A 13,761-nucleotide genomic window follows, 5' to 3' on the forward strand; every position below is an offset into this window, starting at 1 on the left:
CACTCCTTGATTATCTAGTCAATACTCGGGCAATTGAAATTACATACAAGGCAGAGGCTGCGGTTAATATTCCCTGTGCAGTAAATGCAAGGACAGGGAGGCCCATCATTGAGGTTACCGCGAGCACCATCACGCCGAACGTCATCGCGGTAAACAGTATCGTGCCCCATTTTTCCTGGATCATCGCTTTCAAAGTGGGGACATCTTTTTTTCCGACACTGCCGGAATATTTATGGGTCCACCATAAGAAGGGGACAATTTTATACAAGTAGCCCATGATGCTGAAAACAATCCACATCATGATATATAAGTAAACGAGCCAGCTCCATATGGCAGCATCATTGACCTGTAAAACGGCCAACAGCAGGGCAGTGGTATGCAGCAGCCAGCCAAATCCAATTGCTGCCAAAGAAAAAATGAACGGCTGATCGAGTTTTTTCTTAATCCGTTTCGTTATGATTTCTTTCATATCAAGCGCATAGCCGGTAAAGCCGAGCCATAATAGTCCCCAGCCGATAATGTTAAGTGGTACGGTTCCTATCCATACAGCAACTATCAAAACAATAAGTCCACTTATATACATCATGAAAGCTGGTTTTGCCCATTTCATAGAAAAACCATGGGACAGGCTGAACATCGGTACCATTTTATAGGAAAACCCGAAAATTAAAAGTGTAAACCAGCCGGTCAGGCCGAAAACCAAATGGGATTTGAAAAAGGCATCATAATTGCTGATTGTTCCGAACGCCAGATTCCACGTCAGCGTCAGTCCGGCAACGATCGTTAATAAGAAAAATACGAGGGCACTTCCGACAAACCAGGTCATGACATTGACTTTTTCCTGCTTAAGGAGCGTCATGGCAATTTGGAAAAGAAACATCAGAATGCCGATTACGGTTAGAACCCCGGCGAAAATCGCGACACCAGGCTTTACCGAAAGAGTAATAGACAGTCCGGCTACACCGATTGCTGTAATAAAAAATTGGAGAAAACCAAACTTTTCATTCCAAATCGGTGTCAAAAAGGCTACAGGCACCAGCTGATACATCGCTCCCATAACGACCATCACTGCCCAGCCAAGTAAAAGAAAATGGGCAGCCATCCATAAGTCCGGCATCCGGAAAACCCCACTGCTCAGGGCGGAGGTATTTATCCAGAGCAGCGACTGGGCCAATGCGAATGAGACAAGTCCGAACAGGATAAAGGCGAGCGGTAACTTGATGTTCGTTTCAGTTTTGATCTGCGTTTGCATTTGTGTAATCATATCATTCACCAGATTTCGTTATGGTTATCCGGAAGCTTCCGTCTCCTTGCTCCTCCGTTTCATAATGGTGGCCAAGTTCATCGAGTTCCGCGAATAAAAACATCGGACGGCGGTCATTGATGATGACAAGTGCTTCTTTGGCGTTCAAGTCTTCCAAAGCAGAGAGTGTCCGCATCATCGGCTGTGGTGGTTCTAATCCACGGTTATCGAGTATCATTGCACCTCACCTGCTCGTTTAAAAAACGTGACTTGCCAATGCTTCGGATCGATTTGCTCTAACTGGTGGTCGTAGCCTTTTTTAGCCATTACTTTCAAAAGTGGTATAGGCTTAAACGGGGCGTGAAGTAACAGTGACTCTCCCTCTTTCAGTCCTTTTACCGCATTCATGATTTTATGGAACGGATCATTTTTCAGTTTTAAATCTTCGCGTACGTCCAACTCTACGATAGCAGCTTGTTCTTCCATTACTATCACCTCATCTTCACTAGATACCTACATGATAATCATTTTCAATTAATCAGGTAGTGACACATATCACAGGTTAGAAAAGTTCATCTTCTAAAGCTTCAGGATGGAGCATGAAATAACCGTCAAAATCACTGTAGACCAGATTATTTTTTTTCAATTGTGTCAATGTCCGGCTAACAGTTTCCCTGCTCGAGCCGATCATATTGGCAAGTTCCCGGTTTGTGAAATGGGATCGGAGTTTCACCCAGCCGTCTTTGTCTTCATTGCCGTAAAGCTTACTGAGGCGAATCAGCAGCATGATGATTTGTTCATACGTATTATGAAGGATTTGTTCTTCCAAACGATTCTGCAAATCGACGATTTTATCACCGAGTACCTTAAATAGTTTGACGGAAATCTCCGGGTGGTTGATTAGCGTCTGTTCGAAAGAAGGAATCGGTATGTGAACGAGTGTTGCTTCCTCCAGTATCTCCGCATGGGCCGGACATTCATCTTTCCGGAAAAATCCCTGGTGGGGAAACATATCACCTGGCTGGAGTACGTTGACGATCTGTTCTTTACCGTGAAAGTCGGTTTTATATATTTTTACTCGGCCTTTGTTGATGAAGTAGACATTCTGAAGAGGATCCCCCTGCATGAAAACATGGGTGCCAGCACGGTATTGGCGAGATCTAGCCAGCTCCAGCACCGGTTCCATTTCTACATCAGTCAAATCTTTGAATATAGGAACATTCTGTAACAGTTGCTGTGTGGAATGGAATTTCACAATCAACATCCTTTCTTATCCAATTTCTACTATATAGTGTAGCATCTAAAACAAGTATTTTTGATGCTACTTTTTGAACAATTTATAACTATCTTTATACGTTGGCTGTGATGAAAATCATAGGAGCCTGTTGCTTCTTCTCACACCCCTCTTGAAAAAGCAGGAGTAACATGGGGACATACCAACAAAAGGATGTGAACGTGATGGGGGTTCGAAAGCTGTTTGAATAGCAGCTGAAAGAAGCTTTCGATAACGGATACTGGGCTTCACGTGATGCAGGGTATCATTTAGGATTTGCTTACCATTCTTTAACTGATATTATTTTTACACCGGTGTTCTGATGCTCGCAGTGTTCGCAGTAAGAGCTATGTTCCATGCGTCCTGCTACTCATAAAAAAAAAGAGCTACTGCCAATTGATGATTTGGGAGAAAATTAATTATTAGGAGGAGTTAATTATGAAAAAACAAGAATTTGCCGCAACGATTTATGCGCCGGAAATTGAGCCGAGAGTACGTCACCCAAGGATTCTTGATACTTTCGATGAGTTAGAAAGCGGTGAAGTAATGGAGCTCACCAATGACCATGATCCTCGTCCGCTTCACTACCAGTTCATGGTAGAGCGGGAGAGCCAGTTTGAGTGGGAGTATTTAGAGAAAGGGCCGGAACAATGGCGGGTAGCCATAGCTAAAAAGTAATCAAAAGAGAAACTGCGGCTGTTACATAAATCTATTACAGACTTATGGAACAGCTTTTTTACCTTCAAAGCACTATTACTTACAGTGAAGACCCCGTTTTCTGAAGGCTCAGTCTCAAGGTAGTTGGGTCAGTTATCTTGAGAGGAGAGGGAATCCTTCCCCAACGCCCCCTAAACTCCCAACAATCATCTCGAAATCAAGTCTTCGACTTTTCGGCCTTATTGGGATAAGCTTCTTATTAAAAATTAACGATAACTCTCGGTTAAATGCTCAAATGTGAAAACTTTTTGAATAAAGAAGAGAAGAGTCCGTTTCTTGTGATGTATATCACAACTTCCTGTCACATTCTTCGCTACAATTGAACCATGATAATAGTGTTAACCAAGTTCGAAGGTAACATGAAGGAGGGGACGTCATGTTCAACCGTGACTATAATGAAAATCCTTTTATTGTGATATGGGAATTGACGAGAGCATGTGAGCTGAAATGTTTGCATTGCCGGGCGGAAGCTCAATACAGAAGGGATCCTCGTGAACTGTCATTCGAGGACGGGAAGAAATTGATCGATGATATATATGAAATGGATAATCCGATGCTCGTATTTACTGGAGGAGACCCGCTGATGCGGCCGGATGTATTCGATATTGCAGAATATGCCGTGAAAAAAGGGGTGCGCGTATCGATGACCCCATCTGCTACGCCAAATGTGACCAAAGAGGCGATGGAAAAAGCTAAGGAAGTTGGCCTGTCCAGATGGGCGTTCAGCCTGGATGGTCCGAATGCAGCTATTCACGATCACTTCCGAGGAACATCGGGATCCTTTGATCTGACAATGAATGCGATCAAATACTTACATGAATTAAATATGCCGATCCAGATCAATACCGTCATATCCAGGTACAACTACGATCACCTTGATGAAATGGCTGCCTTAATTGAAGAATTGGACTGTGTGTTGTGGAGTGTGTTTTTCCTTGTTCCAACTGGACGCGGCCAGGAGAAGGATATGATTACCTCCGTCGAACACGAAAAAACGTTCAAATGGCTGTATGATTTATCGAAGCGGGTTCCCTTTGATATCAAAACGACGGCAGCACAGCACTATCGCCGGGTAGTGATTCAGAACAAGATAAGGGAAAAACAGGCGACCGGTGAGGGCATCAACTATAAGGATGCGTTGATGAACGGGACAACGGGGCAAATCGATGGGCTGGGAAGAGCGCCAAAGGGAGTTAATGATGGTAATGGCTTTGTGTTTATCTCCCATATCGGAGATGTCTACCCGAGCGGCCTGCTGCCGATTAAAGCCGGAAATGTTAAGGAAACACCATTGGGTGAAATCTACCGAGAGTCGGAAGTTTTCCAAAACCTCCGGAACCCGGATGCCTACAAAGGGAAGTGCGGGGTATGTGAGTTCCGCCATGTATGTGGAGGTTCCAGATCGCGGGCGTACGCTATGACCGGTGATTATATGGAAAGTGAACCTTATTGCGTTTATATACCGAAAGCTTTACGAGGTAAAAAGAAAAACGTTGTGTGAAAAGGTCCGCCCGGTATTGACGGGCGATTATCAACATTAATAGAACGAGGTGACATTTATGAAGTTGTTTCTCCCTAAGCAGCACGGGGCATGGGCAATGCTGACCGTTCCATTCCTGTTAGGGATGGCAGCGGGAGGATTTCATTGGTTCCAACTGCCGCTATTTGTCGGCTGGATAGCCTTGTACTTAGCAACTTACCCACTGATACTTGTTGTGAAAAAGAAGAAAGTACGATTTCATCTAACATGGTTCCGTCGCTATTTCACTGTTGCACTAATTTTTGCTCTCCCTGTATTAATTGTAGAACCGACTTTATTCTTGATTGCTTTGATGATGCTGCCATTTTTTTTCATCAATCTCTGGTTCGGAAAAAGAAACAAGGACCGTTCGCTTTGGAACGACTTTGCTGCGATCACCGCTTTCGGCATTGGCGGACTGGGTTCGTATTATCTGGGGGCAGGATACATTGATGAACCAGCCTGGAACGTTTTCCTGTTGGCAGTATTGTTTTTCTATGGCAGTGCTTTCTTTGTCAAAACAATGATCAGGGAAAAGAAAAATCCAGCTTTCCGCTGGATTTCCTGGGCATATCATTTGATTGTGGTAGGGTTGTTCCTCGCAACAGGAGCATGGCTGGTAACATTAGCTTTCATTCCAAGTCTTGTTCGTGCCATCTATTTACACGGAAAGCAGCTGAAGCCGATGCAAATCGGGATACTTGAAATCGGAAACTCATTGTTTTTCCTGATTATCGTATCCGCTGGTTTCATTTAATCAATACTGCATAATACAATCGGGCAGTTTTCACAATTAATTTCATCCTTTAAATACTGGAGGTCTTTGACGACGATATTATTATTTTCCATCGCAAGGACTTCTTTCTTTTTCAAGTCACTGAGTAAACGATTGACACTTTCACGAGAGGTTCCGCAAAAGTTAGCCAGTTCCTGGTTTGTCAGTACAATATCGATGAGGATGTCATCGGCACGTTTAATGCCATAACTGTTTGTCAGTCGGATGATCGTAGAATAGAGTGCTCCTTTTTTGCCGTGTAAAACGAGGTCGCGGAATTTGGTCTGTGTCTTCCGGAAATGCTCGCTCATCCATTTCATAAATTCGAAAGCTAGCTCGGTATTGGTAAGCAGCTCTTTCTCCAGGTTTTCTTTTTTAATGACTGCCACCTCGGCATCCTCCATGACTTTAGCATTCAGGAGGTAGGTCGCATCCTCGGTAAATAGCGTCAGTTCCCCGATGATATCCCCTTTTTGACAGATGCGGAGAGATAATTCCCGACCGTCCGGAGACATCTTGCTGATCTGGATTCTGCCGGACTGGATGATATACATCTGATCGGCATCTTCCCCTTCCTGGAATAAAAAACGGTTCTTTTTGATTTTTTGGATATGGTCGACGGATGAAAGCAGTTCTTTCAAATCGTTAGATATGGAATGTTTACTCAGTTGCTTCTCCATACGCGCAATCCCACCTTTATTATTTATCACTGATCGTGGCATGCTGGTTAATTTTAGGAAGTATTAAAGTATTACTTCTCATTTAAAATCATATCGCTAGGTACGTCAAGATAGAACTCGACAATCAACTGTTGTCTATAAATCAGAAAAAAAGAGAATGGTTTTCACCATCCTCTTTCAGCTTATAGTGTTTATTCAGAAAATGGTGTGACATTTATCACATCACCCCAAAATAATGATGGCAATGGCTCCGACAATAAAGCAATAGAATGCGAAATATTTAAGATTCCCTTTCGCCATAATATTCATAAACCATAGTAACGCATAGTAAGTAGCGGTGATGGAGGCTAGTACGGCAAGCAGCCAGAGCACCCACATCTCTGCAATATTATCCTGAAGCAAATCGCCGATAGACATGACCATCGTTCCAAGACTGATCGGAACATATAGTAAGAAAGAAAAGCGGAGCGCGGTTTCCTGTTTCATGCCAAGCAGCATCGCTGCCACAATAGTAGCACCTGAACGACTGATTCCAGGTATCAATGCTACGGATTGAGCGAGACCGACAATCAAAGCATCTTTCCAGGTGAGTCCCCCTTCGCCTCTAGAGCCCCGGATATTCCGGATGATCCATAAGGCAATACCAGTAATGATCAACGTGACACCGACAAGCTGTGGTGCTTTGAACGTTTCGCCGATCCAGTCTTCAAATAGAAGTCCAAGCACCCCGGCAGGAATAGTGCCGATCACGAGGTATACGATAAACATGAATTCTGATTTGTTTTTTTCTTCCTTACGTACTGCATAGCTGATGCCATTTTGGGCGAGTCGGACGATGTCTTTTCGGTATACGATCAGGACTGCTATCAGTGAACCGAAATTGAGCAGTACTTCAAGCTGAAGTCCTTCAAGGTTCATGCCAAAAACTGATTGCAGCAGCGACAAATGCCCACTCGAGGAAATCGGGATCGGTTCCGTGAATCCCTGAAATAATCCTAGAAATATATATTTGACTAATAACCAAAATTCTGTAGCAGCTTCCATCTATCTTACCTCCTGGATGATCATTACTTTCTATAAAAGAATCTTATTATTAACTTATGCTTGTCCCTGTCTGGCATGAACCCGGATGAATGAATGGATGAAGAATGCACATTATAACACTATATAGAATGAAAAGGAGTGTACACAATGGGCCAAAGACACCAATTCAGGGCTGGGGATCATGCACCAAATAATGGAATTTATGTTGAAATCGGCGAAACAGGGAGCATGGTAACCGAGCCACAGCAAATCCGGCTGAAGGCTGGCGATCGTTTTCCTGAAACTAAAAACCAGGATCGCATCTGGACATATAAACGCAAACCTTAATATACCACAACATACAAAAGGCTGTCTCCAAAAATAGTGAACGCCACTCGAAAAAAGTGGGTCGACGATTAGGAGACAGCCTCTTATTTTTTACACTTTTGTTAAGGGGAAAAAACTAAGGCTTCCACCAGTTGGCGAAAACCTTAAGTTTTTTCTGATTCATTTAAGAATGATGGCTAGGCTTCGTCAGTAATCAGAGTTTCCCCAAGAACAATCGCTGCTCCGGAGAATAGGATGGTCAAAACAACGACCTGTCCCATGCTGAAGGAACCGCCGACCATATTACTGATAACATACGTAATCATAAAGCTTAATAAGAAAGCCCAAAAAATAGTCCAAAAGAAACGCATAGCTGTTCACCTCATTTATACACATTCTTTCATTAGTTTACCAAACCCAATACGAAAAATAAATATGAAATCGCTTTAGTTAGTTAATATTTGAATAACCGCCCCCTTTGAATGAATAAATATCATATAGCGAAGGGGGATGCACACATGGTTTATATTATCGATTCTTGTTTCCATTGGGTCGGTTTCCATTTGGTACAGCATTTACTTACGGAAGGAAAAGAAGTGATTGGTATTGATCGGGTTGAAGACAGCAAACGGGAGAACCTTTATTTTTATATTGGCCGGAACAGCCGTTTCCAGCATTTCAATTCGATACAGGAAATGGATCGACACTGTCACCAGGAACATATTGAAGCAGCTATTCGTATCGAGGATTCTGCTCTAGATGATGAAGGGGAGTTTGGCGGAATGCTCCTTTGTGAAAGTGTGGAGACGCTTATGGAGGGAAAAGGAGAGCGTCTGGATTTGCCGCCTTTATACGGAGAGTGGATGCCAAGAAATGAATCAGTGGTTTATATAGGGAAAGAACCTATTTTATTCGAAGAACTGATTCAACGGGAAGATGCCTCGTATATAGAAGACTTCCTTGCTCGTTTTCTTTCCGATTTAACCGAGAGAGGGATAGCAGCTGTTAAAGAAGTATATCGAATGGAGAAATTGGCAGATACTAGCGATCGGGAAAAAATATACTCCCAATTACAGAACCACTATCAAAGACACCAGCAATTTTATGAAGATTAGGTTAATATTCCTACTAATTCATTTACTTATTACAAATATTATAGTTAAAATAAGAGTAACATAGAGACAGCCGATGCAGTAGGAGTGCTTATAGTGAAAAAAATCATCATACTTAACCTAATTGCCATGATGCTATTGGCAGGATGTAATATCGGCTTCACCGAGGGAGAAATCAGATCCGTCGGGATGCTGGTGGAGACGACGATTCATGATCAGGCGTGGGGACAAAAAGGTTATAAAGGTTTAATGGATATACAAGAGGAATACGATGTGGATGTTTATTTTAAAGAAGGTATTAAAAGTCAGCTGGATGTAAATAAAGCCGTAGATGAGCTCACTGACAAAGGAGTTAATGTGATTTTCGGGCATAGCAGTACGTATGGCGAATATTTTAAAGAAATCCACAAAGAGTACCCTGAAGTTCATTTTGTGTATTTCAATGGCGGTTATGCTGCGGATAACGTCACTAGTCTTAATTTCAGCTCAGTAGCTATGGGGTTCTTTGGCGGCGTGGTTGCTGGCAATATGACCAGCACGGATCAAGTAGGTTTGATTGCTGCCCATGAATGGCAGCCGGAAGTGGAAGGCTTTTACGAAGGCGTGAAATATAGCAATCCAGAGGCAATTGTTAATTTTTCGTTTGTGAATAGCTGGGATGACACGAAACGGGCAATGGACTTGTATGACCAGATGGTACAGCAGGGAGCTGACGTGTTTTATCCAGCCGGTGATGCTTTCAACCCTCCGATGATCCAGCAGATTCAGAATGACGGTCTTTATGCGATCGGCTATGTCTCGGATCAATCGTCATTAGGGGAAGGGACTGTCCTGACAAGTACGGTCCAGCATGTAGAGGAATTATATATGATAGCTATAGAAAAGTTGATGGATGGGAGCCTGCCAGGCGAAGTCATGACTTTTGATTTTCAGGATGACGCCATCTCCATGGGAAAATTCAGCCCTAATGTTCCTGAGGACGTTAGGGAAGAAGTGAATCAGATGGTGAACACCTATATTGAAACAGGAAAGTTGCCTACACAGCGGTAAAATTGAAACAATCTAACAAGAGAGCAATCCATGAAAGCACCTCCGTATACTGGGGGTGCTTTTTTAGTCACTTGTTGTTTCCATTTTTGAAATCATCGATGGTTTTGCTTAAGTTTTTGATATAAGGGTTAAACGAGTTATAGGTGTCAGACATGTTTTTCATGAATTCCACCCAGTCGAAGGGTGACTCCTCCGAACGTGTTCCCTTTTGCCTGGTCCGATTACCGAACAGGAAAGCATCGAACGGATCCCGTTTCTTTTTATGAGCTCCCATTTCCCCACCTCCTGCAATAGCTTATGTCGGGAGGCGAGAGGCATGTGGGCGCAGGGATTTTATTGACTTGCTAAAATAAGGGTTATACATTAAAATTAGGACCAAGTCATAATAATTAGTATTAGATACTACCATAAGGGGATGGATATATGAAAGCTGGAATTTTAGGTACAGGTCATTATGTACCGGAAAAAGTCCTCACTAATAAAGATTTAGAGAAAATGGTTGACACGAGTGATGAATGGATCAAGACGAGAACAGGAATAGAAGAACGCCGCATCGCGGACGATGATATGGATTCATCGGATATGGCATTCCGTGCTTCTGAACGCGCTCTTGCAAATGCTGGTGTAAAAGCAGAAGATCTGGATATGATTCTAGTCGCTACGGTTACCCCCGATACGCCTTTCCCATCGGTTTCCTGTATGATCCAGGACCGTCTCGGGGCAAAGGGAGCTGCAGCCATGGATGTCAGTGCCGCCTGTACGGGCTTCATGTATGGTTTGACTACAGCCAAGCAGTTTATCGAATGCGGAGACTATAAAAATATATTAGTCGTAGGTGTAGAAAAGCTTTCGAAAATCGTCGACTGGGATGATCGAAATACAGCTGTCCTGTTCGGTGACGGGGCAGGCGCTGCTCTTGTTGGACCGGTCAGTGAAGGAAAAGGGATACTTTCCTATGAACTGGGTGCAGATGGTGCTGGTGGCGAGCATCTGTACCAGGACGAAGAAGATCACCTGTATATGAACGGACGGGAAGTCTTCAAATTCGCTGTTCGCCGGATGCCGGAAGCATCGGTTAACGTGGTAGAAAAAGCCGGCTTCAATAAAGAGGATGTGGATTATTTAATCCCACACCAGGCAAATATTCGCATCATGGAAGCAGCCCGCGAACGCCTTGGTATTTCAGAAGAGAAAATGGCGATTAAAGTGAATAAATATGGAAACAATTCAGCAGCTTCCATCCCAATCGCTTTGTCTGAAGCAGTAGAAGAAGGTAAAATAAAAGAAGATGACCTGGTCGTGCTCGTCGGTTTCGGCGGCGGTTTGACTTGGGGAGCAGTCGCCCTGCGTTGGGGCAAGTAGTAGAAGGAGGAAGCAGGTATGAAAAATAAACGTGTGGTCATTACAGGACTTGGAGCGGTTTCTCCTGTTGGAAACAGTGTCAAAGAAATGTGGGATAGCATCACTTCAGGCCGTTCCGGAATTGATATGATGACCAAAATCAATAAAGATGAATATCCTGCCAAAGTGGCAGCAGAAGTGAAAGATTTCGACCCGACGGATTTCATTGAAAAAAAAGAAGCACGTAAGATGGATCCATTCACCCAGTATGCGGTAGCAGCTTCCTTGATGGCTGTCAAAGACGCCAACCTGGAAATTAACGAAGAAAATGCCTACCGTACTGGAGTCTGGATTGGATCAGGAATCGGTGGTATGGGCACTTATGAGGAACAGTTCGAAAAGTTTCAAAAGAAAGGCTACCGCCGTGTCAGCCCATTTTTTATTCCAATGATGATTCCGGATATGGCAGCAGGTCAGGTTTCAATCACGTTGGGGGCAAAAGCGATGAACTCTTGTACTGTTACAGCATGTGCCTCCGGTGCGAACTCTATCGGTGATGCATTCAAAGTCATCCAGCGTGGCGATGCTGATATCATGATAACCGGAGGAACAGAATCTCCAATGAATAAGATGTCATTTGCTGGATTCTCGTCTGCGAAGGCTTTATCTTTCAATGAGGATCCAAAGACAGCAAGCCGTCCGTTTGATAAAAACCGCGATGGTTTCGTTATGGGCGAAGGTGCAGGAATCCTTGTGATGGAAACCTTGGAATCCGCACAGAAACGCGGTGCACACATTTACGGAGAAATCGTCGGTTACGGTTCAACAGGAGATGCCCATCATATTACAGCACCGGCACCAGAAGGCGAAGGAGCAGTTCGCGCGATGAAGCAGGCACTGGAAGATGCCGGTATGAGTGCGGAAGATATCGGCTACATCAATGCCCATGGAACATCTACCGAATTGAATGACAAGTTTGAAACAATGGCTGCTAAGCAGGTGTTCGGAGAGCACGCACGCAAGCTGGCCATGTCGTCTACCAAATCAATGACTGGTCATTTGCTGGGTGCTGCAGGGGCTATCGAAGCCATCATTTCCTTGAAAGCGATCGAGGATGGCATCCTGCCTCCAACGATTAATTACGAAACTCCGGATCCGGATTGTGATCTGGATTACGTACCGAATGAAGCACGTAAACAGCAAGTGGAAGCTGTAATGAGTAACTCGCTTGGTTTCGGAGGGCATAACGCCTCCCTTGTTTTCAAAAAATATCAATAACAGTCATAAAAAAGGTGCGCTCCTTTAATAGGAACGCACCTTTTTGTTTTTATAATTTTAATTAGTGGTGTTTTCTTCTTTCAGCCCTAAAAACTCCTGCAAGGCTTCTCTGTTTACCTGTTCGTCATGAGCAAGAACCGATCCTGCATGACTGTATCTTTCATCCCAATAGGAACCTTCGACTGGAATACGTAATGTCTCTATATTTTCCGGAGCATTGAAGATAAAATCTTTGCCCAGTCCCACCATCTTACTATTAGAAATATTGGTATCGATATACGGTTGAATTGTTCCTACCAGACGGGGGACTTTTAGCAGACCTTTGGCAGAAACGACTTCATCTTTCATTAATTTTATTACTTCCTGCTGCCGGTTTACTCGGCCGAAGTCACTGTCTGCGTCACCACGGTACCTCGCATAACCCAGCAGTTCTTCACCGTGAAGCTTTTGCGTGCCTGGCTGTAAATCTACGGCACCTTTGTGGTACATACGATGATCAATGTCGACTTCGATCCCTTCTGGAGCAACTGTATCGACAATATGTGTAAACCCATCAAAATCAATGATGGAATAATACTCGGTACTGATACCAAAGTTTTCTTCTATTGTCTGACGTAATAATTCAGGACCTCCAAGAGCAAAAGCAGCATTCAATTTATTATAGCCATGCCCGGGAATGTTCACATAAGTGTCCCGCATTAAGGAAGCGAGCTTCGCTTTCTTTTCACCAGGTTCATACTGAGCAATCATGATTGTATCTGTTCGTCGTACTTCTTCTTTTTCATTTTTATCAATACCTAAGAGAAGGACAGTAGTTTTTCCGTCTTTATTATCTACACCTTGAAAGTCATTTTTATATTGGCTTTCTTCAAGGTTTCCTTCTGATTCACCCATAGCATCCCTTTTACCGGCCATATATTCATAACTTGCAACCCCGGTGCCAATGATTAGAAAAAGTAAGAATAATACTAGTAGCATTTTTCTTTTTCTTCTTTTCTTCCGGTGGCGTTGTTTATATTCTGAACGTGTGGTTTCCAAAGTATCACCTCAATCTGTATCCACCACTCCCTATTAATTTACCGCTTATAGAAGCTATAGTAAATAGTTTTTACGGATGATATCGTTTTCATGTCATGTTACCAGCATTTGGCTCATATATTTAACAAAAAATGGACAGGCTGGAGGGATGGATATCGTATACTGGTTCTTTTTCTTATTAGGCTTTGGTTTTACCGTCAGTGGAGGTATATCCTTGATTTCATACATGAATCTCCTTCCAGCAGGGTTTACCTGGATCGAATATCTCCAGTTTGTCCAGACTCGCAGTGAGTGCTGGTTATTACCGATAGGAATCATCTTCATGCTGCTTTCGACCTTAAAAATTGGACAATCCCCTTGTCAATAATTTCATTGTAAGAATAAA

The 13,761-nt window shown here is 43.3% G+C and carries 18 protein-coding genes; 9 read left to right on the plus strand and 9 right to left on the minus strand.

Annotated elements, in window-relative coordinates:
• Positions 1-10: 10 nt before the first annotated feature.
• The 4 genes from FHS45_RS00680 to FHS45_RS00695 all read right to left on the minus strand — a co-directional run bounded on the left by FHS45_RS00680 (position 11) and on the right by FHS45_RS00695 (position 2,498).
• Positions 11-1,264, minus strand: a complete 1,254-nt coding sequence (locus FHS45_RS00680; RefSeq protein WP_229717812.1) for a hypothetical protein — start codon at positions 1,262-1,264, stop codon at positions 11-13.
• 1 nt (position 1,265) lies between these two features.
• A complete protein-coding gene (locus FHS45_RS00685) occupies positions 1,266-1,481 on the minus strand; it encodes a DUF2249 domain-containing protein (protein ID WP_062444354.1) in 216 nt (71 codons plus the stop codon).
• Positions 1,478-1,729 carry a DUF2249 domain-containing protein gene (locus FHS45_RS00690; RefSeq protein ID WP_062444356.1) on the minus strand — a complete coding sequence of 84 codons (252 nt, stop codon included), beginning with the start codon at positions 1,727-1,729 and terminating at the stop codon, positions 1,478-1,480. The genes FHS45_RS00685 and FHS45_RS00690 overlap by 4 nt, the downstream gene beginning before the upstream one ends.
• A gap of 76 nt (positions 1,730-1,805) precedes the next feature.
• A complete protein-coding gene (locus FHS45_RS00695) occupies positions 1,806-2,498 on the minus strand; it encodes a Crp/Fnr family transcriptional regulator (protein ID WP_371872006.1) in 693 nt (230 codons plus the stop codon).
• A gap of 456 nt (positions 2,499-2,954) precedes the next feature.
• Between FHS45_RS00695 and FHS45_RS00700 the strand changes: the two genes are divergently transcribed.
• From FHS45_RS00700 to FHS45_RS00710, 3 genes are all read left to right on the plus strand, one after another.
• Entirely contained in the window at positions 2,955-3,194 is a 240-nt protein-coding gene (locus FHS45_RS00700) for a DUF2249 domain-containing protein (protein WP_062444361.1), read from the plus strand.
• A gap of 415 nt (positions 3,195-3,609) precedes the next feature.
• Positions 3,610-4,734, plus strand: coding sequence for a TIGR04053 family radical SAM/SPASM domain-containing protein (locus FHS45_RS00705; protein ID WP_062444364.1), 1,125 nt, complete (start codon positions 3,610-3,612; stop codon positions 4,732-4,734).
• A 58-nt stretch (positions 4,735-4,792) separates the two neighbouring features.
• Positions 4,793-5,509 carry a YwiC-like family protein gene (locus FHS45_RS00710; RefSeq protein ID WP_181949527.1) on the plus strand — a complete coding sequence of 239 codons (717 nt, stop codon included), beginning with the start codon at positions 4,793-4,795 and terminating at the stop codon, positions 5,507-5,509.
• Here the strand turns inward: FHS45_RS00710 and FHS45_RS00715 are convergent.
• Both FHS45_RS00715 and FHS45_RS00720 read right to left on the minus strand, forming a co-directional pair.
• Positions 5,506-6,207, minus strand: coding sequence for a Crp/Fnr family transcriptional regulator (locus FHS45_RS00715; RefSeq protein ID WP_062444367.1), 702 nt, complete (start codon positions 6,205-6,207; stop codon positions 5,506-5,508). The two genes, FHS45_RS00710 and FHS45_RS00715, sit on opposite strands and share 4 nt — an antisense overlap.
• Positions 6,208-6,429: 222 nt before the next feature.
• The gene (locus FHS45_RS00720) at positions 6,430-7,251 is read right to left on the minus strand and encodes an undecaprenyl-diphosphate phosphatase (protein ID WP_062444369.1); all 822 of its coding nucleotides are present in this window, start codon (positions 7,249-7,251) and stop codon (positions 6,430-6,432) included.
• Positions 7,252-7,398: 147 nt separating this feature from the next.
• On the opposite strand from FHS45_RS00720, the gene FHS45_RS00725 reads away from it, so the two are divergent.
• On the plus strand, positions 7,399-7,578 hold the full coding sequence (locus FHS45_RS00725; protein WP_062444371.1) for a YjzC family protein: 180 nt from the start codon (positions 7,399-7,401) through the stop codon (positions 7,576-7,578).
• Between the two features lie 176 nt (positions 7,579-7,754).
• On the opposite strand, the gene FHS45_RS00730 is transcribed toward FHS45_RS00725, so the two are convergent.
• Complete coding sequence (locus tag FHS45_RS00730) at positions 7,755-7,928, minus strand: YjzD family protein (RefSeq protein WP_082411993.1); 174 nt, start codon at positions 7,926-7,928, stop codon at positions 7,755-7,757.
• 147 nt (positions 7,929-8,075) lie between these two features.
• On the opposite strand from FHS45_RS00730, the gene FHS45_RS00735 reads away from it, so the two are divergent.
• Complete coding sequence (locus tag FHS45_RS00735) at positions 8,076-8,672, plus strand: hypothetical protein (RefSeq protein ID WP_062444373.1); 597 nt, start codon at positions 8,076-8,078, stop codon at positions 8,670-8,672.
• A 93-nt stretch (positions 8,673-8,765) separates the two neighbouring features.
• Complete coding sequence (locus tag FHS45_RS00740; RefSeq protein WP_062444375.1) at positions 8,766-9,719, plus strand: BMP family ABC transporter substrate-binding protein; 954 nt, start codon at positions 8,766-8,768, stop codon at positions 9,717-9,719.
• A gap of 67 nt (positions 9,720-9,786) precedes the next feature.
• Here FHS45_RS00740 and FHS45_RS00745 read toward each other — a convergent pair whose 3' ends face one another.
• Entirely contained in the window at positions 9,787-9,993 is a 207-nt protein-coding gene (locus FHS45_RS00745) for a hypothetical protein (protein WP_062444377.1), read from the minus strand.
• A 149-nt stretch (positions 9,994-10,142) separates the two neighbouring features.
• On the opposite strand from FHS45_RS00745, the gene FHS45_RS00750 reads away from it, so the two are divergent.
• A complete protein-coding gene (locus FHS45_RS00750) occupies positions 10,143-11,081 on the plus strand; it encodes a beta-ketoacyl-ACP synthase III (RefSeq protein WP_062444379.1) in 939 nt (312 codons plus the stop codon).
• 18 nt (positions 11,082-11,099) lie between these two features.
• Positions 11,100-12,338 (plus strand): beta-ketoacyl-ACP synthase II, encoded by a 1,239-nt coding sequence (gene fabF / locus FHS45_RS00755; RefSeq protein ID WP_062444381.1) that lies wholly within the window; start codon positions 11,100-11,102, stop codon positions 12,336-12,338.
• A 57-nt stretch (positions 12,339-12,395) separates the two neighbouring features.
• Here the strand turns inward: fabF and FHS45_RS00760 are convergent, their stop codons facing one another.
• Positions 12,396-13,316 (minus strand): LCP family protein, encoded by a 921-nt coding sequence (locus FHS45_RS00760; RefSeq protein WP_062447711.1) that lies wholly within the window; start codon positions 13,314-13,316, stop codon positions 12,396-12,398.
• A gap of 208 nt (positions 13,317-13,524) precedes the next feature.
• On the opposite strand from FHS45_RS00760, the gene FHS45_RS20545 reads away from it, so the two are divergent.
• Entirely contained in the window at positions 13,525-13,743 is a 219-nt protein-coding gene (locus tag FHS45_RS20545; protein ID WP_243847082.1) for a YuzI family membrane protein, read from the plus strand.
• The last annotated feature ends 18 nt before the right edge of the window (positions 13,744-13,761 follow it).

This window comes from Thalassobacillus devorans (assembly GCF_011761345.1).
Taxonomy (GTDB): Bacteria; Bacillota; Bacilli; order Bacillales; family Halobacillaceae; genus Thalassobacillus; species Thalassobacillus devorans.

Bases quoted from the DNA above. Each gene is read 5' to 3' on its own strand.
- FHS45_RS00760 (WP_062447711.1), bottom strand. From the start codon at position 13,316: ATGCTACTAGTATTATTCTTACTTTTTCTAATCATTGGCACCGGGGTT.
- FHS45_RS00710 (WP_181949527.1), top strand. From the start codon at position 4,793: ATGAAGTTGTTTCTCCCTAAGCAGCACGGGGCATGGGCAATGCTGACC.
- FHS45_RS00680 (WP_229717812.1), bottom strand. From the start codon at position 1,264: ATGATTACACAAATGCAAACGCAGATCAAAACTGAAACGAACATCAAG.
- FHS45_RS20545 (WP_243847082.1), top strand. From the start codon at position 13,525: ATGGATATCGTATACTGGTTCTTTTTCTTATTAGGCTTTGGTTTTACC.
- FHS45_RS00720 (WP_062444369.1), bottom strand. From the start codon at position 7,251: ATGGAAGCTGCTACAGAATTTTGGTTATTAGTCAAATATATATTTCTA.
- FHS45_RS00685 (WP_062444354.1), bottom strand. From the start codon at position 1,481: ATGATACTCGATAACCGTGGATTAGAACCACCACAGCCGATGATGCGG.
- FHS45_RS00700 (WP_062444361.1), top strand. From the start codon at position 2,955: ATGAAAAAACAAGAATTTGCCGCAACGATTTATGCGCCGGAAATTGAG.
- FHS45_RS00750 (WP_062444379.1), top strand. From the start codon at position 10,143: ATGAAAGCTGGAATTTTAGGTACAGGTCATTATGTACCGGAAAAAGTC.
- FHS45_RS00725 (WP_062444371.1), top strand. From the start codon at position 7,399: ATGGGCCAAAGACACCAATTCAGGGCTGGGGATCATGCACCAAATAAT.
- FHS45_RS00745 (WP_062444377.1), bottom strand. From the start codon at position 9,993: ATGGGAGCTCATAAAAAGAAACGGGATCCGTTCGATGCTTTCCTGTTC.
- FHS45_RS00735 (WP_062444373.1), top strand. From the start codon at position 8,076: ATGGTTTATATTATCGATTCTTGTTTCCATTGGGTCGGTTTCCATTTG.
- FHS45_RS00715 (WP_062444367.1), bottom strand. From the start codon at position 6,207: ATGGAGAAGCAACTGAGTAAACATTCCATATCTAACGATTTGAAAGAA.
- fabF (WP_062444381.1), top strand. From the start codon at position 11,100: ATGAAAAATAAACGTGTGGTCATTACAGGACTTGGAGCGGTTTCTCCT.
- FHS45_RS00705 (WP_062444364.1), top strand. From the start codon at position 3,610: ATGTTCAACCGTGACTATAATGAAAATCCTTTTATTGTGATATGGGAA.
- FHS45_RS00690 (WP_062444356.1), bottom strand. From the start codon at position 1,729: ATGGAAGAACAAGCTGCTATCGTAGAGTTGGACGTACGCGAAGATTTA.
- FHS45_RS00730 (WP_082411993.1), bottom strand. From the start codon at position 7,928: ATGCGTTTCTTTTGGACTATTTTTTGGGCTTTCTTATTAAGCTTTATG.